The sequence below is a fragment of the Ruegeria sp. HKCCD4884 genome (assembly GCF_013110855.1).
Classification (GTDB): domain Bacteria; phylum Pseudomonadota; class Alphaproteobacteria; order Rhodobacterales; family Rhodobacteraceae; genus Ruegeria.
Genome location: NZ_WVRJ01000007.1, coordinates 167,159 through 187,338 on the forward strand (window position 1 = coordinate 167,159; position 20,180 = coordinate 187,338).

The following is a 20,180-nucleotide window of genomic DNA, read 5'->3' on the forward strand; positions in this document are numbered from 1 at the left end:
TTTCCTGTGACCGGCGGCGCATTTGCCAAGACCCGACTACAAACAAAGGACCCACTGCATGAGCTGGAACCCCACGCATAACCCTGAGTGCCCAAATGCCTCGGCAGACAGTGTTGAAACTCTGATCATTCCGCGCGCCCGTGATCTCGGTGGCTTTGAAGTCAGGCGCGCGTTGCCTGCGCCTGAACGCCAGATGGTCGGGCCATTCATCTTTTTCGATCAGATGGGTCCAGCAGAGTTCATCACGGAAGGCGGCATAGATGTTCGCCCACATCCGCATATTGGTCTTGGAACCGTAACCTATTTATATGATGGCGAATTTGAACACCGCGACAGCCTCGGCACCCATCAGATGATCTATCCGGGAGAAGTGAACTGGATGGTTGCAGGCAAGGGCGTCACGCATTCCGAACGCACCAGCGCGGAAACGCGGGCGAAGCGCAACCGGTTGTTTGGTATTCAAACCTGGATCGCGTTGCCAAAAGACCGCGAGGAGATGGCACCGGACTTTGAACATCACAAGAACGCGGCTCTTCCAGAGCTTCAAGATACAGGCATCCAAGCAAAGCTCATACTCGGATCTGCCTATGGCAAAACCAGCCCCGTGACGATGCAGTCCGAGACGTTTTACATCGACGTCATTCTTTCTCCGGGCGCGCATTTTCCATTGCCTGACGATCAGGAGGATCGTGGAATCTATGTCACTGAAGGGTCTGTTGAGGTTGCTGGCGACGTCTTCGAAGCCGGGCAAATGATGGTCTTTCGACCCGGTGACAAAATCAGCGTTCGGGCTGGTGAAAAGGGTGCGCGTCTCATGGCGCTGGGCGGTGCAACCCTGAGCGACGAGCGTTATATCTGGTGGAACTTCGTTTCATCGTCGCGAGACAGGATTGAAGAGGCCAAAGAGTCTTGGAAAGCGGCGGATTGGGCCAATGGTCCATTCAAACTGCCGCCGGGTGACGACGCCGAGCATATCCCGATCACGCCAGAACTTGAGCAAACCTTGCCCAATAGAATAACCGAGCCTTTGGCCTGACTGTCAGACCGGGATTGTAGGATTTCCAAAGTGCGCAAAACCCGGTCTAGAGGCCCAAAATATTTCGTGCCTGGCCGGCTGTGGCAACCGGGCGGTTGTATTGGTCACAGATCTCTGCAGTGCGCGTTACAAGCGCTGCATTTGATGGTGCCAGCGTATTGCGATCCAGGCGTACGTTGTCTTCGAGGCCGGTTCGTGCATGGCCGCCAGACGAAATTGCCCAGTGGTTCAGAACCTCCTGCTGGGCGCCAATGCCTGCAGCGCACCACGGTGCACCCGGAAACAGTCGGTCAACTGTCTTCACGTAGAAGTCGAATACGTCCCGATCCGCAGGCATTGCGTTTTTCACACCCATGACAAATTGCACATAAGGCGTGTCCTTGATTTGCCCTTTCTTGTGCATCTCGGCCGCCTTCAGGATGTGGCTTAGGTCGAAGGCTTCTATCTCTGGTTTGACGCCATAAGTCATCATCTCAGCCGCCAGCCAATCGACGAGATCGGGTGGATTTTCGTAAACGCGCGTGGGGAAGTTGTTCGATCCTACCGACAACGAGGCCATATCCGGCCGCAAGGGCAACATGCCGCCGCGCGTTTTGCCCGCCCCCGACCGCCCTCCTGTCGAAAACTGGATGATCATGCCAGGGCAGTGTTTCTCAAGCCCCTCTTTCAACCTTGCGAACTTATCAGGGTCACTCGAAGGCGTTTCGTTGTCATTTCGAACATGGGCATGGCAGATGGATGCCCCCGCCTCAAAAGCGGCCTGTGTGCTTTCGATTTGCTCTTCGACTGTTATGGGCACGGCCGGGTTATTGGCCTTTGTTGGCAAGGAGCCGGTTATTGCAACACAGATGATGCAAGGTTCGGACATTTCAGGCCTCTTTCGGTGCGAGGACAAAGTCGAATTCGATATCCCAGTAAGGACCTTCAAAGCCGACTTCCGCAGATCGCGCCGGATCATCAACCCGGTTGAACTCTGCGATCAAACTCTCTTTGACCCCAAATACTGCGTCCGAGTTGATGTATTTGTCATCGGGATCAAAGATATGGGTTGTCAGGTCGTCATACCCGTCTTTCGACACGATATAGTGCAGATGCGCTGGCCGAAACGGGTGCCGTCCCAGACGCTTCAACAGATCGCCAACCGGCCCGTCATCCGGGATTGGGTAATTCTTTGGCCGCACCGCACGGAACCAATAGGTCCCATCAGCACCGGTTGTGAAGACGCCGCGCAGATTGAAATCGGGCTGAATACCCTTCTGTTGTACGTCGTAAAACCCGTCATCATTGGCTTGCCAGACATCAATCTTGACGCCTTCCAACGGGTTGCCTTCCACATCGGTGACACGGCCCCGCACCACCATGTCCTCACCCTTTTGGTCCAGACAAATGTTGTGTCCCATCTCATATTCTGGCGCGCCGCCCACATGGAAAGGACCCAGAACAGTGTTCTCGGAGGCTCCGGTTGGGCGACGAGAATTCACGGCATCCACCAGCATCGACACGCCCAGAACGTCGGACAGGAGAATATACTCCTGCCGCCAGTCATCGCACATGTGCCCGACCTTGGTCAGGAACATGATCGCCTCGAACCATTCCTGCTGCGTTGGTTCAATTTCCTTGACTGCTTCATGGAGCTTTCGGGTGATGACCTCCATCACTTGCTTCAGTCGTTCGCTTTCTGCGTTTTTGTTCCGTGCGGTGACGACCTCGGCCGAGTTTTCTTCCGTAAAGTATCCCATCTCATGCGAGTCCATTTTGGCCTCCTGACTTGTATAAGTTTGCTCCGGATTGGTTTATCGCGAAAGCACCTTGGTCAAAGCGCGGCGCAGTTCGGCTTCGGCATCCGTAGCCATCTCGGCTGAGCGCCATGCGACGTGTTGATCAGGGCGGACCAACAAACAGCCCGTATCTGAAATCTCGGACGCCCGCGCCCAATCCCCGGTGTGGTCAACATAGGTCTGGCGCGGGCCGATGACGTGACAGCGAATGGGCATCCCCAGCTCTTTCGCGATCATCTCGGCTGCGGTTACCCAGGCCGCTCCACCAATTCCCGTCAGCACAGTGAATTCTCCGCGACCGCACAAATCCAAAGTTGAATGCTTGTTCCCAGTATCATGATCAAACACCCAGACATGTGGAAGGCGCGCGCCGGGCCATGTCGTCGGCTGGTAGTGCAGTTCAGCATCCTGATCAAAACCGGGATTGGGTTGACCATCCGTTTCAATCGCACAGGAGTCGTAGCGTTGGTTCATTTCTACGCCATGCGCATCGAACTCATATTTCTTGAAAGCAATCGCCTCGCGAATGGCTTGTCTTTGTGCCGCAGCTTCGGGCGTTGATCCCGAGCGTGCCTCAAGGTTGCTTTGCATGACCTCTGGGTCGACGCCTTCGGCCATTCCGAGCGATTCAAAGATCGGACCGAATTCACCGATGGATTGATTGGCCCGTGTGACGATCTGCTTTGCCACTGGCGAACGTTCTTCGCTGTAGCTTTCCAGCAGGTTCTCTCCGGCATGGCCTTTCAGGACAGCCGCCAGTTTCCAGGCGAGGTTGAAGCTATCCTGAATCGACGTGTTCGACCCCAGTCCGTTCGAAGGAGGGTGTCGATGCGCCGCGTCGCCCATGATGAAGACGCGATCTTTCTGCATATGGGTCGCGTACATGTTGTTGACGGTCCAGGTGTTGGCGCTGATCAGTTCGATCTCAAGCTCGGGGTCGCCAACAAGCTGGCGCGCTACCTGCGTTGCCATGGCCTCGTCAACTTCGGGTGCTGGTTGGTTGATGTCATAGCCCCAAACAATGAGCCATTCGTTCCAAGGGCGGACCATGCGGACCAAACCCATGCCGATGCCACCGACATTCGCACCCGGTTGCATCACCCAGTATAGGACCGAAGGCCGATGCGCGACATATTTACTGAGATCTGCCCGGAACAGGATGTTCATGGACCCGCCGACGCCCATCTGACCTTCGAAAGGCAGACCGGCATGTTCGGCGACCAGAGAATTGCCCCCATCCGCGCCCACCAGATATTTCGACCGGATCGTGATTTCTTCGCCCGACAATCGATCCAAACACGTCGTTGTCACACCATCTGCATCTTGCTCATGTCGCAAGTATTCGGTGCTCATCCGCGCTTGCGTGCCTCGGCGGCAGGCCGTGCCAAATAAGATCGGCTCCATGAATGTTTGCGGAAGGTCGTTCATCATCGTCGGGCTGGACAGCAGGTGTTCAGCCTTGGACAGTGGATGATTGCCCCAGCTTTTCATCCGTCCGATTTCCTCACCCGCGAGGCTTTCGCAGAACACATTTTCACCCATCAAGTCCTGATGCGCGGCATGCATATAGGCTTCGGCCTCGACCTCGTGACCCAGATCGCGCAGCACCTCCATCGTGCGCTGATTGGTGATATGTGCCCGCGGCGTATTGGCCAGCCAGCGATAGCGGTTGATGACCATATTCTCGACGTCGTAGCTGGACAGCAAAGCCGCCGTTGCAGAACCCGCAGGTCCGGTCCCGATAATCAGAACATCCGTTGTGATGGTGGCCATGTTACGCCTCCCTTTGTTTGTCAGATTGAATTGAGTTGAGGCCGTCCTTTGGGTTCGTCAGCACAAGGCGACGGCGCACAGGGAAAATCTGAAGCCCAGTCTTTTCTGAGATCAGCCCCCACAGACCGCGGGGGGCGAAGAGCATGACGGCGATCCCGATTAGACCAAGCACCATGAGATACCACGAGCCGTAGTCGGCCAGCAGGCTCTGCAAGATGAAGAAGATCAGCACGCCCAGGATCGGGCCTTCAATGGTTCCAATTCCGCCGATCACGACGATGAAGATCACATAGGCCGTCCAGTCGGTGACCGAGAACGCTGCATCCGGAGAGATGCGCAGTTTCTGCACATAGATCAAAGCACCGGTCAGCCCGGTTCCTGCGGCTGAGACCAAGTAGACCAGCCATTTCATCCGCACCGCATCCACGCCGACGGATTTCGCTGCTTCGACATTGTCGCGTACTGCAGCCAGCGCCAGCCCGCGCTTTGTTCTGAGCAGCCAGTAGATACCCGCAATCGTTGCGATCACCAGCGCCAAGGCCAGCCAATAGGTCAGGATGTCCCGCGCTGCTGCACCGCGAACGTCAAACGTGGTCTGTATCCATTCGGTGGCCCACATCTCGCGCGTTGCGGTGCGCGGCAGAGAGGTTCCGGTGCCTCCGCCGAGCACTTTCCATTGCGCCACCAGCAGACGCATAACCTCGGCGATGACCCATGTGCCGATGGCGAAATAGGCCCCTTGCAGGCGGAAGGCGAAAAAGGCTGTGGGTATGGCTACAATCAGGGCTGCAACACCGCCCAAAAGGATCGCAGGAACCGGGTCCATCCCCCAAAGGATGACACCGCCAAACATGGCATAGGCTCCCATGCCTACGAAGGCTTGCTGCCCGACAGACACCAGCCCGCCATATCCTGCGAGCAGGTTCCAGAATTGCGCCAAAACCAGCATAGTGAAGATAAAGAACAGGTCTTGGATCAAGCCTCTGCTGGCGAAGGTCGGCAGCAGGATGAACAGGATGATCAGAGCGATACAGACAGCTCCGGCGCTATAAGAGGCGCGGGTCTGTGTCTGGACGCGGTACATTGCAGTATCAGTCATCAGTCCACCGCCCTTGGAAACAGGCCTCTGGGCTTGATCAGAAGCACGATGAGAAAGGCCAGATGACCGGCCAGGATTTGCCATTCGGGATTGATCGCCGCGCCGACAGTCTGAGCGACACCGATAATGATGCCTCCGACAAGCGTGCCCCAAAGGCTGCCGAGGCCACCAATGATTACAGCCTCGAAGGCATAGATCAGGCGCGCTGGCCCGATATTGGGGTCAAAATTTGCCCGCATTCCCAGATAAAGCGCTGCCAAGGTCACCACGAGCATTGCGATGGCTGTCGCGGTCGCGAAAATACGTTCTGGGCGGATACCCATCAAACCCGCAGTCACCGCATCATCCGAGGTCGCGCGAAACGCCCGGCCCAACTCCGTACGATAAAAAAGTTGGTTCAGCCCTACGATCACAAGGATTGCCGAGGCAAAGGTCAGCAACGGCAGAACGCCGAAGTTCAGCCCGCCCATCTGAACGGACGCCGTTGCGATTTCACCCGCAGGCAGACGTTGGCTATCCGCCGAGAACCCTTCGAGTAATGCGTTCTGCAAGACGACCGACAAACCGAACGTCACAAGTAAGGGCGGCAGGATATCAGGCCCCAGCACGCGGTTCAGCACATGTCTCTGCAAGGCCCAGCCCACGCCAAACATAATCGGCGCGGCTATGATCGCGGCCAGAAACGGAGAAAGACCAAGCAACGAAACCAGCAGAAGGATCAGATAGGCGGCAAAGACAATCAGATCGCCATGGGCCAAGTTGACCAATCGCATGATCCCGAACACGAGGCTCAGGCCTGCCGCAAACAGCGCGTAGAGCCCGCCTAACAGAACGCCCTGAATGATGGTGTCGATCCAGATCATGCGGCGGCTCCTCCGAAATAGGCGTCGTGAATGGCCTCGCGGCTGAGCGTGTCTGCGGTGCCTTCCAGCGTGACGCGACCCTCCATCATGCAGTAGACGCGGTCTGCGACTTTCATCGCTTGGCCGATGTCCTGCTCCACCACGATCAGGTTGGCCCCGGCCTCCTGAATGCGGGGGACGGCGTCGTAGATGTCCTTGATGACAACAGGTGCGAGCCCGAGGCTGATCTCATCGCACAGCAGAACGCGGGGATTGCTCATCAGCGCGCGGCCAATGGCCACCATCTGCTGTTGCCCGCCGGACAGGGCTGTGCCTGGGTGGTTGCGGCGCTCATTCAGGATCGGGAACAGGTCGTAAATTGTTTGTAAAGACCAATGGCCCGATACCTTTCGGCCATAGGTGCCTATCAGTAGGTTTTCCTCGACACTTAGGGAGGGAAACAGCCGACGCCCCTCGGGCACCATGGCAACTCCGCGTGCCATGATCTCATCTGCGGCCAGATCGCCGATGGATTGGCCGTCAAAACGCACCTGATCAGACCCGTTGGTCAGAACCCCCGAGATCGAGCGCATGAGGGTCGATTTCCCGGCCCCGTTTGCACCGATGATGGCGACGGTTTCACCTTCGTTCAGGTGAACGTCCACACCGAACAGGGCTTGGAAGTCTCCGTAATGGGCGGTCAGCGCGTGGGTTTCCAGCAGGCTCATCAGACTTCGATCCCTAAGTAGATTTCTTTGACTTCCCGGCTGTTCATGATCTCGTCCGGATCGCCCAGACCGATGACCTTGCCGAAATCCAGAACCAGCAGCCGTTCAACGACTGAGGTGAGCGCATGCAGGACATGTTCGATCCAGATGATCGTGACGCCACTGCTATGCAGCCCTTTGATCGTGTTGATCAGCGCGGTGCATTCCGCGTCGGTCAGCCCCCCAGCGATTTCATCCAGCAGCAGCAGCTTAGGATTGGTTGCCATCGCACGGGCCAACTCCAACCGTTTGCGTTGCAACAGCCGCAATCCACCGGCCGTGTCATTGGCCACATCCAACAACTCCGTTTGCTCAAGAATGCGGGCGCAATCCTGTTCAACCTCGTGTTCGGATTTGCTCTGCCCGTGCGTCGCGGCCACCAGCAGGTTTTCGAACACTGTCAGATGATCAAACGGCTGAGGGATCTGGAACGAGCGCCCTATACCTGACAGGCAGCGTTGCATGGGGGGCACGCGGGTCACATCCGTCCCGTCAAAATGGATCGATCCCGCGTCAGAAGTCAGATTGCCCGTTATCAGGTTGAACAACGTGGACTTGCCCGCGCCATTCGGACCAATGATCCCAAGGGCCTGCCCCTGCGAGACATCAAAACTGACATCGTCAGTGACAGTGAGCGCACCGAAGCTTTTTGAGACGTTTTTGAGCGAAAGAATGGTCATACCGGAGTTCCTGCCCCGGAAAAGATCCGGGGCACTGGTTTCGTTGCGATCAGGAGATTTCTTCCATCACACCTGCGGTCGGGATTTCGGGTGCCGAGGAGTTGTCGACGATCACGAGGTCATAGCTGCCATTGTCGAGTAGCCTCCATTGCCCCCCGACCAAGGGTGTTTTTGCGACGTTCTGAGCGGCGAAGGGGGGCAGGCCCGCACCATCAAAAGCGATACGGCCGACAATCGAGTCCAGCTGCGTAGCTGCGATGGCTTCGGCCACTGCATCCCCATCACCCGCATCATCAACCCGGCCCATAACGTTAGCTGCCATTTCGAACAGCGCGTGCACAAAACCGATGGGTTGGGTCCACTGACGGTTGGTGGCGGCCATGTACCCTTGTGCCAGTTCAGCCGAGCTTGCGCCGGTCAGCGATGACGAGAACGGATGGGTGGGGGACCACCAAACTTCAGAGCTCAGGTTGTTGCCTGCGTCGCCCAATGCTTCGACGGCTTGCGGGAACAAGATGGCCTTGCCGATGCTCGCGGCTTTCGGGGTGAAGCCTTGTTGCTTAGCCTGACTCCAAAAGGTGGTGAAGTCGGGCGGGATCGGAACGCCGGTTACAATTTCAACATTTGCCTGTCGGAACGCATTGATCTGTGCCGAGAAATCATCGGTCAGGTTCTGATACCGTCCGGGGTCGGTCAGTGTGTATCCGAGCTCGGACAAGACCGGCGGAAAGCCAACATTCGGGTCGCCCCAGGCGTTGCCGTCACCATCATTTGGGAACAGAGCGCCGACTTGTTTGTTGGTCTCCAACTGGTTCCACATTGCCGTGAAGACCGAGATCACGTCCTCAAGGCCCCAGAAGAAGTGATAAGCGTAATAGAACGGCTCCCAACTGGCTGGATCACCGGGATTGCCCTGCTGGCCGATGAACCATGGCTGCCAGGGTGCAACAGTGGAAATACACGGCACTTCCTCAGCCTCACAGGTTGAGGCAACCGGGTTGGTGGTTTCGGGTGTCGAGGCAACCAACATCAGGTCGATCTCATCGTCCACGATCAGCTCGCCCGCGACATCTGCGGCGCGGTTCGGGTTCGACTGACTGTCCTTAACGATGACCTCAAAATTCGCACCGGCCTCGGCCGCGGCGAAGTTTTCCAAAATGTACCTGTCTGCCTCAGAGAACGCAGCCAAAGGCCCTGATTGTGGGCTAACGTAGCCTAGTTTGATCTTTGCGCCCTGAGCTATAGCGGGCGCGGCGAGCGTGCCGGCGGCCAGCCCGAGGCCGGTTGCAGCGCTGGATTGCAGCAATTTGCGTCGTGTGATCATGTGTCCCTCCCTTGACACGGTGAATTCAAACGCTGGGGGCGTTGCCCGCCCACGCGTTTTGAAGCAGCGCCCGCAGCCCATCAGCAGTGACCGGCTGCGGGTTCCAATACGGGTTCTTGAGTGCGATTTCTGTGGCGCGGTCCAGATCGGCCTCAGACAGGCCAAAGTCTTTTAGAGCCATCGGTGCGCCCATGGATTGGGAAAAACTCCAAAGCGCCTGGCCAGGCTCAGAGCCACCGAGAATATCTGACACGGGTGCCAGCAGGTCCGGCACACCCACTGCGTTGTAGGCGATGGCATGGGGCAAAATGATCGCATGGGTTTCCGCGTGTGGCAGATTGAAGGACCCGCCCAGCGTATGGCAAAGCTTGTGATGCAACGCCATTCCGACCAGACCAAGCACCGTACCGCAGGCCCATGCGCCACGCTGCGTTTCTTCTCTGGCTTTAAGGTCGTTGGGGTTTGCCACAACGGTCGGCAGGCCCTCCGCAAACGCTTTAAGGCCATCGATAGCCAATTCCGTGGTCTGATCCGTACGATCCTTGGCATAAAGCGCTTCAGCTGCATGAGCCATTGCGTTCAAGGCGCTGGTCACGGTCATTGCGGGTGGCAATGACGCCACAAGTTCGGGATCGTACAGAATGACCCGCGGCAGAACCTTCTGATCTGTCAGGGTGGTTTTGATGCCATCCTCAGTCTGACCCAGGATCGGAGTAGCCTCGCTGCCGGCATATGTGGTCGGGATGGCGATTTGCGGCAAACCTGTTCGAAGAGCAATCGCTTTGCCTAAGCCAATCGTCGAACCTCCACCGATAGAAACAATGCTATCGGCTTTGACTGACAACGCGTGTTCAACCGCTTCTTCAGTCACGTCGACAGGTGTGTGCATCGTTGCCCGGGTAAAGACACCTGCCGCTCGATCCCCAACAGATGTTGCAAGCTCCATTGCCATATCGACTTGCTGAGGCGTCGAAAGGATCAGCGCCTTGTTCGATCCCAGCTCCGCCAGCTCCGCGCAGATGTCGTTGCGCAAACCTGCGCCGAACCGGACTTTCTGGCCATTGATGCTGGTAGTGCTGAGAGCCATTGGGCGGGTTCCTGACAAGCGTTGGATTGCGGGTCTGGCGGGAACGCTAGCAGGCAAAGACAGCGCTCTTGATCGAATTATCGGCTGTTAATATAACTTTGGGGTATGAAGCTTGATCCAAGACATCTCGAGATTCTCGCGGCTATTGTCGAGGCCGGAGGGTTGACCGAGGGCGCTGCTTTACTTGGGAAATCTCAACCCAGTGTGTCCAGAAGCGTCTCGTTGTTAGAAGACCGAGTGGGGGAGCCTTTGTTCCTGCCCACCCGAAGGCCCTTGCAACCAACTGAGCTTGGTCTCGCTTTGGCTCAGGAGGGACAAAGAATTCTGAACGCGGGTCGTCATGCGAGCCGACTGGTCGACGAGCACCGTCAAGGCCTTGCTGGTGCGGTTCGGGTTGCTGGCACACCGATCTTCATGGACGGCGTCATCTCGAACGTGATTGCAGAGTTTCAGGCCGAGTACCCCAATATTCGGATCGACCAATCCTATGGGTACCCCACTGAACTTTTGTCCCAGCTGTCCGCCGAAACTCTGGACCTCGCCATTCTTCCAATGCGCCCGGCTGACGTTTCTGATGAGTACGAATTTCGTCAAATTCTGCCTGGTCGAAACGTCATTGCGTGCCGCGTTGGGCATCCATTGGCGCGCAAAAAAGAGGTAAAGCTGGAAGATATCACCGAGTTTTCCTGGATCGCGCCACCTGCGAACAGCCCGCTGTTTCGTGACTTGAGAAACACGCTGGACGGCATCGGTATGCGCGACCTCAAAATCAGTTTCACCGGTGGGTCTCTAAGTGCGGTTGTCAACGTTCTGACGGGCTCAGATTCCCTAACCGTTTTGCCTTTTTCTGTAGTCTACATGATGCAAAAACAAAAAACCCTGACAGCGCTGCCGATAAAAATCGGTGATCCCGACCGACACTTGGGTTGTGTGACGCTAAGCTCCCGGAGCATGCCGGCTTCGTCAAACCGCGTGCTTGAGTTCATAAAGCAGAAGTTTGAAATGCTTGATCGATTGATTTGTAACGCGGGATGATCTTTCTGAATGGTCTTGTGTAATAAAACATGAGAGATGGGGTGACTATGTGAAGCCCACACGAAGTTTGGGGCGGATGTTGTTCAATGCGTGCAGCCTCAAGGGTCCTTTTGGGTTTGGTGGTCATCTGTGTGTTTCAAGGTGCTGTAAGACGAATTCTAACCAGCCTCAGTTTGACGCCAAAACCGCGTACCTATCTGGAACAAAGTTGACGCCACTCGGTGAGAACAGCGGTGCGTGTCAGCTTGAAGGTGTCTCGGCTGGCTAGCGTTCTTTCCTTGTTGAAGTTGTTGTCGACAGAGGAGTGGAAGGAGGCGAACTTCTGCAGGCTTCGCATGCGCCTGAAACGTTGCATGGCGCGTTCGCGCCGTCGGAACGGAAGGTGCGAATTCCCGACGTGGTTGTTGAGCCACCTGTTCGTCCTTTGTTTTTCGGTAACGCCAAGCAATCTGAGAGCGGCCCGGTACGATGCGAAACGATCCGTGACGACAGTTTCCGCTTTGCCGTGCCGCTTCATCAATTTCTTGTGGAATTTCAGTACTGAAGCTGTGTTTCGGCGTTTGGTGACAACGGCTTTCAGTACCTCGCCTTCGTTATAAACAGTCCGCCAAAGATAATGCCGCTTGCCATTTATCTTCACGAAAACCTTGTCCACGTGCCATTTCCATTTCGAGAACGCGCGCAGTTGCTAAAAACGCTTCCGGCTTATCTAAGCGGCAAACATCGGGCCAAACCTGTTCCACCAATATCGGACAGTTTCGCGACTCACGTCGATGCCTCGCTCGTGCAACAAATCTACGACACTCCGAGGCGAGAGCGGGAACGGGATGAACAGCATCACCGCAAGGCGGATGATCTTGGGACTAGTAAAAAAGTAATTGAAAGAGGTAGGTCTGATCATTGGCAAAAGCTGCGCAACACCCCTGCCCGGCTCAACCCACGTTCTTGTGACAAGACCCTCCGAGGTTCTATCCGGTCTCGCGAACAGGCAATTTGCTAAAATCGAAGCGGCGAAAGAGCCCGATCCAGTAATGCACCTAAAGACCTATCTCGATCGATTTCTGGCGTCCAACTTGTCGCTGCCTGATGACGCGCAGCTGACTGTGCGAGCGTTATTGGACGTTCACGCAAATGCCAAAGTTTGGCCTATGAAGGCCTATCTGGACAGCTTGAATGAGATCTCCAGCCACACCCCGGTCGGGCAGGAATTAAGTAAAATCAAACTCCGCGCCCGGGTATTTCAACTGATCGGAGCCGTGCGGTATTTTGCCATTTCGATGAACGCGATTGGGGGAATGTACGGATAAACGAATACCGGCGAACTGACGGCTCGTTTTTCCAAGCAAATCTCAGACACGGTAGACAGCTTGTTCGGGTCGTCACGCTGACGGGTGCAGAACGGAAGAGACTGTTCAAGGCCTGTCACTTTGCTTCGTTGGCTGACCGCAGGTAGGACAGTGATCAACCTGTGACATCGTTTCGGTATGCACGCGGTTTCGGATATGATCGGCAGCGCGGCGCGAGAGCCCCAATTGCTTGCGAACTGCGTCAATTTCTTTCTCATCGGCCTCGCAGATATCGCCGTCTTCCAATGCCTTTCGAAATTCACGTTCCAGGCTGGCCCGTCGGCGGTGCAATTGGTCGTTCAGGCCACTGGCAATGATCCCTGCAGGCAACGCAGCCATACCGATTCCAATCACCGTGATCGCAGCGCCGAAGATCTTACCGGCAACTGTCACGGGCGTCACGTCGCCGTAACCAACGGTCGTCAGCGTTGCCATCGCCCACCACATCGCCGCTGGGATCGAGCCGAATGCCTCCGGTTGCGCCTCGTGCTCTGCCAGCCAAGCACCGCTGGCCGCAAAGATCAGCATCACCATCAGGATGAAGAAACCCGCAAAGAATGCGCCAGCCTCTTCCTCAAACACAGCAAGCAGCATGCCGAGTGCAGGCGAGTACCGAGTGAGTTTGAGTAGCCGCAACATACGGAGGGTTCGCAGTAGACGCAGATCAACCGGGAAGATCAAGTAGAGCAGCGCAGGTAAAATCGCCAGTAAATCGATGATGGCGATCGGGGAGACGGCCCATGCAGCGCGCGTTTTGTAATTTGGGTTTTCAGTGGCGACCCACAGCCTTGCCGCGTATTCGACCACGAAAACAAACAAAGAAAGACCCTCAAAGAGGTTCAGCGCCAAGCCCCAACGGAAATATATGGAGTCAACCGTTTCCAGGATAACGGCGGCCACGTTCAGCGTGATTAGGGCAATTAGAGCTATTTCAAGCAACCAGGGCCCGGTGGCCGCCCGGTCCGGGCGCTCGAGCCACCAATAGACTTTTCTTCTTAGATAGCCTGAACTTGTAACTGCCTCACTCATGTCGAAACTGCGTCCAGGCGCGCGTCAGGGGGATCGCGATTTGCGATAGCAAAGCTGTCCCCCAGATCAGATTGCCTACCAAAGAGGGGACATGTGGGACGACAAAGAAACAGATGATTGCCAGCACTATCCCGAATACACGCACATCCCATCGCCCGAAATCCGACGCCAAACGATGTTCTATGACGTTTTGAAGCACCCAAAGCATGGCGATGTAACCGGCAAGACCGAAACAGCCTATGGCGGCATATTCGGTTGGATATGGCTCCCAAAATCCGACTTTGACCTCGGCAGCCAGAGCCACGCCGACCATGACGCCGCAAAGCATCAAAATCAGGTGCGCAAGCCACCAGATGACCAACGTCGACACCTTTTTGTCCTTTGGTTTGGCGTTGCCGACAAAGTCGAAATAGACCCAACACATCACGAACATCGAAACGCCACCGATGACGAAGTTGACCAGCACATCAGGTGAGACTTTGTAGATGCCTTTCTCGGACAAGGTGACGACCAGTTTGAAGAACCCTTCGCCCAAAACGATCAGTGTCAGCAGAGCAAACCGTTCGGCCATGTGGCCAAGGCGAGGTACAAACCGCTCAAAACGCAGGACGGTGACACCTGGGATCATGTACATTGCTTGCGTGGCCACCATAGCTGCCGCGAATACCCAATAGGCAAGCGGAGTGGGCAAAAAAGCCCCGATGGCAAAGATCACCGCAAAGACCGAAAAATTGCGGATCTGGGCGGTCGACATCGACTCGCCTGAAGAATTGGCCCGCCGGGCGCGATAGTACAGCGCCGCGATCATGGCCCTGTTCGCTGCAAATCCAAACGCGAAGAAAACCCAACCCTTTCCGTCAATAGCCGGGATCGCTGCTGCCATAAACATCACGGTACAGATCATCACGGCCATAATCAGCCGGTGCCAGAAATCGGTGCTGACGTAGATTGAGTTGAACATGCTGAGTTCGCCCCATGCGTACCAGAGCGTGATGAAGACCCCAGCGAACACAAGAAACCCATGCAGATCGAGGTGATGCGACAAGTAGTTGCCCAGCAGAAAGATCGTCACGACGTGGATCAGGTCGTAGAACAGCTCGGCCCAGTGGACATGGTCGTGCGCGTGGTCGAGGTCTTGGTGATGTTGCGGCTTCCGCCAGATGGGGTGATCATGCAGTGCCATAAATTAGGAACTCTTACAGGTTGAGCGGCTGTAGTGGCCGGCATGCGGCCACCCCGGTTGAATTATTGCTATAAGATGAAGGTTGTCGCGGAGACTAACGTCATGCAACCCCAACAATGGTTATTCAGCGATGGCACGCCGGGCAACACCCGTTCGATCGTGGAGTTGTTGCGCCGGAAGGGTCCGGAAGTCACGGGCGTTAAGCGGCCCTGTTGTCTCGTAAATGCAGCAGGATGCGGGCGTAGTTTTCCTCGCCCTGTGCGCCGGTCACAAGGTGATGGTGGTCGAATACCATTGCGGGCACACCCTGAACACCTCGGCTGATCCAGAATTGCTCTTTCTGGCGTATACGGTCGGTCCGATCACGGCTTTGCAACATTGCCTGCGCGTCCGCGTGGTTCAGCCCGATGCAAGCGGCTGCATCGGCCAGAACCTTTATGTCCGAGATGTCCTCGCGGTGTGTAAAGAACGCCGAAAAAAGAGCCTGCTTCATTTCGTGGCCTTTGCCTTGCTCGGCGGCCCAGTCAATCAATTGATGCGCCCGGAAGGTGTTATACATTCGCATGTCATCGGCGTAATTGAACGTGAACCCCAGTGCTGCACCTATCTCGGTCAGGCGGGCTCGCGCCTGGATCGACCCTTCCAACGTGGTCCCGTATTTCGATGCCAGATGGTCGCGCAGGTTCTCGCCGCCTTCTGCCATCTCAGGGTTCAGTTCGAACGGGTGCCAGTGGAGATCAAGTTCGACGCCGGTGTCGCGTGCGGCTTTGGCCAGCTGGTAGTAGCCAATCACACACCACGGACAAACAACGTCTGACACGACATCGACACGGAAAGAGGGCGCATCTGGCATGGCTTAGGTTCCTTTCACGTCGCCGGAAAAACGCGCCGCGTTTTCCTTGGCAAAGGCGCTGGCATCTGCGTCAACGTCCCAGAACTGTGGGTTAGCCTTGGGGATGGTCAGCGCTCGCTGCACAGCGGGTCGGGCATCAATACGGTCAAACCAGGCGTTCAGATGTGGAAGATCCGACACATCCACCCGGGCCCAGACATAGGCACGCGCCCACGGGTACAGCATCATGTCAGCGATGGTGTATTCGTCCGCTGCAATCCATTCACGCCCGTCCAGCCGTGTGTTCATCACCTCCATCAACCGGCGGCTTTCGTCCACGTAGCGACGGATCGAGAACGGCTCTTCATGGCCATTTGGCGCAGCGATATGCTGGAAATACATCGCCTGTCCCATCATCGGCCCCACATGGCCGACCTGAAACAGCATCCACTGCACAACCTCGGACCGCTTGACCGGGTCCGACGGCAGGAATTTTCCATATTTCTCGGCCAGATGCCACAGGATCGCACCGGATTCGAAGATGGCACGGCCTTCCGAACGGTCCTCAATCGTTGGGATCTTTCCGTTTGGGTTCAGCGCCAGGTAATCCGGCGCCTTCTGTTCCTGTTTGGAAAAGTTGATATGGGTCAGGTCGTAGGGGATACCTGCCTCTTCCAGAAAAATGACCGGCTTGTAGCCGTTCATCGTGCCTGCGGTATACAGGTGAATATCAGGCTGGGACATGTTCAACCTCGACAAAAGTGGTTTTCAGATGCGCGTCAAATCGAGCGAAATCGGCCTCGATTTCCGGGTTCTTCATAACATCGAAGGCAGCGAATGTCGGTAGGGCCTGCAGACCGAAGAACTTGGCGTTCAGATGCATCGGGCGCAGCAGATCGTCAACGCTTGCTCCGGCAAAGAACGGCTCGGCGGGGTTGTCGAATGCTTCTTTCGGCGCATTAAATGTCACCGACAGCATGTATGTCTTGCCGTGCAGTGATCCACCCATGCCGTAATTGGCCTTTGGTGCGTCGGCGGTGCGACCGTCGCCAGCGCATAGGCGGCCATCCATTCCGGCTGTGTAGACCTCATCCATATATTTTTTGAAGATCCATGGGACGCCCATCCAGTTTACCGGGAACTGCATGATGACCGTATCTGCCCAAACATGCGCCTCGACCTCTGAATTTGCGTCATAGCCATCAGCAACGGTGGTCATGCGTACTTCGTGGCCCATTGCGGACAACGTTTTGCGTGCGCGTTCGACGAGGCTGGCGTTCAACTGTCCGGGGGCGAATTCGTAGGGCTGGGTGCCGTTCACGATGAGGATTTTACTCATGTCCGTATCCTATATGTGCATTCTCTGAACCCTTGACTTTCGCCGGGTTCAGAGAGCATTTGAGAGTGCAGGTGTGAGAAATCAACTAGTATACTTTTAGTAACCTAGCTATCTGAGCGAAAGGATGACGATGCGAGCGCGGATTGAAGAGGACGCCAAGGGCCGTCGACAGGTCTCAGAGACCTGTCTGGAGCCATGCGCAATCGAAAGAGGGATGCGGATCATTGGTGGAAAATGGACCGGATCGATCTTGTGGCACCTCAAAGATGGTCCCGTACGTTTCAACGATCTGTCGCGTATGATCGGTGGAGCAAGCAAGAAGATGATCGCTGAGCGGTTGCGCCAGCTAGAGGATCAGGGGCTGGTGAGCCGACACGTGATGGATACCGCGCCGGTTTCCGTGCAGTATTCTATCACTGACCTTGGACGCACGGCACTTGGGTTTCTCGACGAATTGCGAAAGTGGAGCGAGGAGTTGCCTAACCGCTTACAGTGATGACTTTAGTCAATTTTCAATGATCTTAAAGCTTGAGTTTTTCTGACTGCGTACCGAACGAGGTTTTCACCAATCTGTCGATGAAGTGACAAGGTTACTTGCAACGGTAGTCCAAGGGTTTGCTTTCCCGAAGAAAGCAGTGTGAACAAATTTCTGCCCTCCGCTCAGTGCCATTTGAACCGACAGGTGACGTAACAGCTGTCCCGCAGGCAACAAGTTTTATTGAACTAGGTTCTGGCATCCGCAGCGAACGGCTGCTTTGGTGGCCGCAACGCGGCAGCGGCTTTGCCAAGTAAGCGGCAGCAAAGACCAGTCGATATGCATTGCGATTTCCGCTTTGCCCCGCGTTTCGGCCATTGGCACTAAGCGCAGCGAATGTCTGCCATCCGCCCATATTGTATTTCGCAATTGTCGCAAAACGCAACGAAGCCTCAATTCGCTAGGAAAGCCACTACGGCAGCTTTCTTTGATGGCATGCAAAAAAACTGTGCAGATATTGCGCTACACGCAAAATATAAGCTGAGAAATTGGGCGGACCGGCAGTCCGATGACTGCGTTTGATGACGTTGCAATTGCGATCAATGAGGCTTGGGCTCACTTGAGTTTCTATGAAACAACACCTGACTGTCGTTGTAGTAGAGCAGAATCAAGAACGTGCCTTTGCAATTGTAGACGCCTTAAAAGAGTCTGGGGACGTGGAGGTTTTTGTGATCGGCAATGTCTCCGGGCTGGCACGCAAAATCGCTACGCATGGCCCAGACATTGTTCTGATTGATATCGACAATCCCTCGCGCGATATGCTGGAAGAGCTGACCGTCGCGTCGGGTCCATTGGAACGTCCCGTTGCTATGTTCGTCTCGGGCGCAGCGGGTGGGTTGGCGAAAGCCGCTGTTGAGGCTGGGGTGTCAGCATATGTGGTCGACGGGTTGCAGGCTGAACGCATCAAACCTGTGATCGATACGGCCATCGCCCGCTTTCAGGTACTACGCCAGATGCGGACCGAACTGGCCGAAACCCGCCGTGCGCTGGAAGAGAGAAAAGTGATCGACCGCGCCAAAGGGCTGTTGATGAAAGCAAAGGGCGTGTCAGAGGACGAAGCTTATGCCCTGCTGCGCAAAACCGCGATGAACCAGAACCGCCGGGTCGCGGATGTGGCGGAAGCCCTGGTCACTGCTTCGGGGTTGTTGTCATGAGAACCGTTGCCCTACCCGTCGCCTACATGCCTCTGGTCGACGCGGCTCCGCTGATCGTTGCGCGCGAGATGGGTTTTGACCATGCCGAAGGTATCTCGCTAGACCTGCGTCCGGCCCCATCATGGTCCTCTTTGCGCGACATGCTGGCATTTGGGCATGTGGACGCGGCGCATTTGTTGTCTCCCGTCCCCGTTGCCATGGCATTGGGTCTTGGTGGCATTGCAACACCATTGTCTGCCGTGTCAGTTCTATCCCTGAATGGCAACGTCATAGGCGTTGGAACTCAACTTGCTGGACGGCTGACCGAAGAAGGCTACGGTTTCGATTTCTCCGATGCCGCTGGGGCTGGGGCCGCGTTGGCAAAGGCCGCTGGAGACGTATTGGTGTTTGGCGTGCCCTTTCCGTTTTCAATGCATGTTGAGTTGCTGCGCTATTGGGTTGCGGGAACCGGACTCGCCTCGAAGCAGGTCGAAATCCGCACCGTTCCGCCCCCTCTCATGGCGCAGGCGCTTGCGGGTGGCGAGATTGACGCCTTCTGCGTGGGCGAGCCTTGGGGCTCATTCGCTGTGGATGACAATGTTGGAGCCTTGCTTTTGCCCGGTAAGGCGATCTGGACCTGCGCACCTGAAAAAGTGTTGGCGGTCAGAAATGACTGGGCAGAAACCGAACCACATTTGCTGGGCGCACTCATGCGGGCTACTTGGCGAGCGAGTCGTTGGTTGTCTAATGTGGACAGCCGAACAACCGCATCCGAGATGCTGTCACGCAAAACCTACCTTAACGTTTCACCCGAGCTGATTGATCGAGCGCTGATGGGCGAGTTCACTATCTCGGCACGTGGCGAGCAACGCCATGTAAAAGGGTTTGTCGAGTTCTACGACGGTGCTGCCACCTTCCCTTGGCGCAGTCAGGCCAAGTGGATCGCGCATCAGCTGGCACTACGGAACGGGATCGATGTTAGCACGGCCGAACGTCAGGCAGCCCGAGTGTTTCGCAGCGATCTCTACCGGCGCGAACTGTTCGGGTTAGGTGCCGAAACCCCCGGAGCGTCGGAAAAGCTGGAGGGGGCGCTTCCAGTGTCGACTGCTGTAGCGTCGACAAACGGAAGCCTGATTCTGCCGCCGAATGTCTTCTTCGACCGTCGTATTTTCGAGCCAACAGGGTAAGAGCGCCTATTTTTTTTGCATTGCAGCATCAATTCACGCTGCAATGCAGAAAAATCGCGTTTTGACGCCAAAAACTGGATGACCGCCTAGATCAAGGATGTCTTAATCGGGTCATCGGTAGGCAACGAAGCCCACCGTCGGAATTCGCCCAACTGTTTGGGCACCTCACAAGAGC

Annotated in this window: 20 protein-coding genes and 1 pseudogene; 6 read left to right on the forward strand and 15 right to left on the reverse strand. The window is 56.1% G+C overall.

The window, feature by feature from the left end; translation table 11 throughout:
* Positions 1–58 precede the first annotated feature (58 nt).
* Positions 59–1,036 carry a pirin family protein gene (locus GS636_RS12465; RefSeq protein WP_171669676.1) on the forward strand — a complete coding sequence of 326 codons (978 nt, stop codon included), beginning with the start codon at positions 59–61 and terminating at the stop codon, positions 1,034–1,036.
* A 46-nt stretch (positions 1,037–1,082) separates the two neighbouring features.
* Here GS636_RS12465 and GS636_RS12470 read toward each other — a convergent pair whose 3' ends face one another.
* Genes GS636_RS12470 through GS636_RS12510 form a run of 9 tightly spaced genes read right to left on the reverse strand, consistent with a single transcriptional unit; the run spans position 1,083 to position 10,386 of the window.
* The gene (locus GS636_RS12470) at positions 1,083–1,904 is read right to left on the reverse strand and encodes a 3-keto-5-aminohexanoate cleavage protein (RefSeq protein ID WP_171669677.1); all 822 of its coding nucleotides are present in this window, start codon (positions 1,902–1,904) and stop codon (positions 1,083–1,085) included.
* A 1-nt stretch (position 1,905) separates the two neighbouring features.
* Complete coding sequence (locus GS636_RS12475; RefSeq protein ID WP_171669678.1) at positions 1,906–2,790, reverse strand: intradiol ring-cleavage dioxygenase; 885 nt, start codon at positions 2,788–2,790, stop codon at positions 1,906–1,908.
* Between the two features lie 39 nt (positions 2,791–2,829).
* The gene (locus GS636_RS12480) at positions 2,830–4,587 is read right to left on the reverse strand and encodes an FAD-dependent monooxygenase (RefSeq protein ID WP_171669679.1); all 1,758 of its coding nucleotides are present in this window, start codon (positions 4,585–4,587) and stop codon (positions 2,830–2,832) included.
* A 1-nt stretch (position 4,588) separates the two neighbouring features.
* Positions 4,589–5,686 carry a branched-chain amino acid ABC transporter permease gene (locus GS636_RS12485; RefSeq protein WP_253762767.1) on the reverse strand — a complete coding sequence of 366 codons (1,098 nt, stop codon included), beginning with the start codon at positions 5,684–5,686 and terminating at the stop codon, positions 4,589–4,591.
* Positions 5,686–6,549, reverse strand: a complete 864-nt coding sequence (locus GS636_RS12490; RefSeq protein ID WP_171669680.1) for a branched-chain amino acid ABC transporter permease — start codon at positions 6,547–6,549, stop codon at positions 5,686–5,688. Before GS636_RS12490 ends, GS636_RS12485 begins: the two co-directional genes overlap by 1 nt.
* Complete coding sequence (locus tag GS636_RS12495; protein WP_171669681.1) at positions 6,546–7,256, reverse strand: ABC transporter ATP-binding protein; 711 nt, start codon at positions 7,254–7,256, stop codon at positions 6,546–6,548. The genes GS636_RS12490 and GS636_RS12495 overlap by 4 nt, the downstream gene beginning before the upstream one ends.
* Positions 7,256–7,975 carry an ABC transporter ATP-binding protein gene (locus GS636_RS12500; protein WP_171182522.1) on the reverse strand — a complete coding sequence of 240 codons (720 nt, stop codon included), beginning with the start codon at positions 7,973–7,975 and terminating at the stop codon, positions 7,256–7,258. Before GS636_RS12500 ends, GS636_RS12495 begins: the two co-directional genes overlap by 1 nt.
* Positions 7,976–8,024: 49 nt before the next feature.
* Positions 8,025–9,299 carry an ABC transporter substrate-binding protein gene (locus GS636_RS12505; RefSeq protein ID WP_171669682.1) on the reverse strand — a complete coding sequence of 425 codons (1,275 nt, stop codon included), beginning with the start codon at positions 9,297–9,299 and terminating at the stop codon, positions 8,025–8,027.
* Between the two features lie 25 nt (positions 9,300–9,324).
* Positions 9,325–10,386, reverse strand: a complete 1,062-nt coding sequence (locus GS636_RS12510; RefSeq protein WP_171669683.1) for a maleylacetate reductase — start codon at positions 10,384–10,386, stop codon at positions 9,325–9,327.
* Positions 10,387–10,491: 105 nt separating this feature from the next.
* On the opposite strand from GS636_RS12510, the gene GS636_RS12515 reads away from it, so the two are divergent.
* Positions 10,492–11,421, forward strand: a complete 930-nt coding sequence (locus GS636_RS12515; RefSeq protein ID WP_171669684.1) for a LysR family transcriptional regulator — start codon at positions 10,492–10,494, stop codon at positions 11,419–11,421.
* A 193-nt stretch (positions 11,422–11,614) separates the two neighbouring features.
* On the opposite strand, the pseudogene GS636_RS12520 reads toward GS636_RS12515, so the two are convergent.
* Positions 11,615–12,322, reverse strand: a pseudogene (locus GS636_RS12520) (IS6 family transposase).
* A gap of 130 nt (positions 12,323–12,452) precedes the next feature.
* Here GS636_RS12520 and GS636_RS12525 point away from each other — a divergent pair.
* Positions 12,453–12,728 (forward strand): hypothetical protein, encoded by a 276-nt coding sequence (locus tag GS636_RS12525; RefSeq protein WP_171669685.1) that lies wholly within the window; start codon positions 12,453–12,455, stop codon positions 12,726–12,728.
* Positions 12,729–12,833: 105 nt separating this feature from the next.
* Here GS636_RS12525 and GS636_RS12530 read toward each other — a convergent pair whose 3' ends face one another.
* From GS636_RS12530 to GS636_RS12550, 5 genes are all read right to left on the reverse strand, one after another.
* Positions 12,834–13,796, reverse strand: a complete 963-nt coding sequence (locus GS636_RS12530) for an ion transporter (protein ID WP_171669686.1) — start codon at positions 13,794–13,796, stop codon at positions 12,834–12,836.
* The gene (locus GS636_RS12535) at positions 13,789–14,979 is read right to left on the reverse strand and encodes a low temperature requirement protein A (RefSeq protein WP_171669687.1); all 1,191 of its coding nucleotides are present in this window, start codon (positions 14,977–14,979) and stop codon (positions 13,789–13,791) included. The genes GS636_RS12530 and GS636_RS12535 overlap by 8 nt, the downstream gene beginning before the upstream one ends.
* Positions 14,980–15,178: 199 nt before the next feature.
* Positions 15,179–15,832, reverse strand: coding sequence for a DsbA family oxidoreductase (locus GS636_RS12540; protein WP_171669688.1), 654 nt, complete (start codon positions 15,830–15,832; stop codon positions 15,179–15,181).
* A gap of 3 nt (positions 15,833–15,835) precedes the next feature.
* Positions 15,836–16,555, reverse strand: a complete 720-nt coding sequence (locus GS636_RS12545; RefSeq protein ID WP_171669689.1) for a glutathione S-transferase family protein — start codon at positions 16,553–16,555, stop codon at positions 15,836–15,838.
* Positions 16,542–17,150: an NAD(P)H-dependent oxidoreductase gene (locus GS636_RS12550; protein WP_171669690.1), complete on the reverse strand. Its 609-nt coding sequence runs from the start codon at positions 17,148–17,150 to the stop codon at positions 16,542–16,544. Before GS636_RS12550 ends, GS636_RS12545 begins: the two co-directional genes overlap by 14 nt.
* 124 nt (positions 17,151–17,274) lie before the next feature.
* On the opposite strand from GS636_RS12550, the gene GS636_RS12555 reads away from it, so the two are divergent.
* The 3 genes from GS636_RS12555 to GS636_RS12565 all read left to right on the forward strand — a co-directional run bounded on the left by GS636_RS12555 (position 17,275) and on the right by GS636_RS12565 (position 20,005).
* Complete coding sequence (locus GS636_RS12555; RefSeq protein WP_253746361.1) at positions 17,275–17,646, forward strand: helix-turn-helix domain-containing protein; 372 nt, start codon at positions 17,275–17,277, stop codon at positions 17,644–17,646.
* Positions 17,647–18,254: 608 nt separating this feature from the next.
* The gene (locus tag GS636_RS12560; protein WP_171182502.1) at positions 18,255–18,839 is read left to right on the forward strand and encodes an ANTAR domain-containing response regulator; all 585 of its coding nucleotides are present in this window, start codon (positions 18,255–18,257) and stop codon (positions 18,837–18,839) included.
* Complete coding sequence (locus tag GS636_RS12565; protein ID WP_171669691.1) at positions 18,836–20,005, forward strand: ABC transporter substrate-binding protein; 1,170 nt, start codon at positions 18,836–18,838, stop codon at positions 20,003–20,005. The genes GS636_RS12560 and GS636_RS12565 overlap by 4 nt, the downstream gene beginning before the upstream one ends.
* Positions 20,006–20,180: the final 175 nt, after the last annotated feature.

Coding starts and splice junctions, on each gene's coding strand:
- GS636_RS12495 (WP_171669681.1), bottom strand. CDS start 7,256: ATGAGCCTGCTGGAAACCCACGCGCTGACCGCCCATTACGGAGACTTC.
- GS636_RS12550 (WP_171669690.1), bottom strand. CDS start 17,150: ATGAGTAAAATCCTCATCGTGAACGGCACCCAGCCCTACGAATTCGCC.
- GS636_RS12500 (WP_171182522.1), bottom strand. CDS start 7,975: ATGACCATTCTTTCGCTCAAAAACGTCTCAAAAAGCTTCGGTGCGCTC.
- GS636_RS12510 (WP_171669683.1), bottom strand. CDS start 10,386: ATGGCTCTCAGCACTACCAGCATCAATGGCCAGAAAGTCCGGTTCGGC.
- GS636_RS12535 (WP_171669687.1), bottom strand. CDS start 14,979: ATGGCACTGCATGATCACCCCATCTGGCGGAAGCCGCAACATCACCAA.
- GS636_RS12490 (WP_171669680.1), bottom strand. CDS start 6,549: ATGATCTGGATCGACACCATCATTCAGGGCGTTCTGTTAGGCGGGCTC.
- GS636_RS12470 (WP_171669677.1), bottom strand. CDS start 1,904: ATGTCCGAACCTTGCATCATCTGTGTTGCAATAACCGGCTCCTTGCCA.
- GS636_RS12515 (WP_171669684.1), top strand. CDS start 10,492: ATGAAGCTTGATCCAAGACATCTCGAGATTCTCGCGGCTATTGTCGAG.
- GS636_RS12545 (WP_171669689.1), bottom strand. CDS start 16,555: ATGTCCCAGCCTGATATTCACCTGTATACCGCAGGCACGATGAACGGC.
- GS636_RS12540 (WP_171669688.1), bottom strand. CDS start 15,832: ATGCCAGATGCGCCCTCTTTCCGTGTCGATGTCGTGTCAGACGTTGTT.
- GS636_RS12560 (WP_171182502.1), top strand. CDS start 18,255: ATGAAACAACACCTGACTGTCGTTGTAGTAGAGCAGAATCAAGAACGT.
- GS636_RS12485 (WP_253762767.1), bottom strand. CDS start 5,686: ATGACTGATACTGCAATGTACCGCGTCCAGACACAGACCCGCGCCTCT.
- GS636_RS12465 (WP_171669676.1), top strand. CDS start 59: ATGAGCTGGAACCCCACGCATAACCCTGAGTGCCCAAATGCCTCGGCA.
- GS636_RS12555 (WP_253746361.1), top strand. CDS start 17,275: ATGACGATGCGAGCGCGGATTGAAGAGGACGCCAAGGGCCGTCGACAG.
- GS636_RS12475 (WP_171669678.1), bottom strand. CDS start 2,790: ATGGACTCGCATGAGATGGGATACTTTACGGAAGAAAACTCGGCCGAG.
- GS636_RS12530 (WP_171669686.1), bottom strand. CDS start 13,796: ATGAGTGAGGCAGTTACAAGTTCAGGCTATCTAAGAAGAAAAGTCTAT.
- GS636_RS12480 (WP_171669679.1), bottom strand. CDS start 4,587: ATGGCCACCATCACAACGGATGTTCTGATTATCGGGACCGGACCTGCG.
- GS636_RS12505 (WP_171669682.1), bottom strand. CDS start 9,299: ATGATCACACGACGCAAATTGCTGCAATCCAGCGCTGCAACCGGCCTC.
- GS636_RS12525 (WP_171669685.1), top strand. CDS start 12,453: ATGCACCTAAAGACCTATCTCGATCGATTTCTGGCGTCCAACTTGTCG.
- GS636_RS12565 (WP_171669691.1), top strand. CDS start 18,836: ATGAGAACCGTTGCCCTACCCGTCGCCTACATGCCTCTGGTCGACGCG.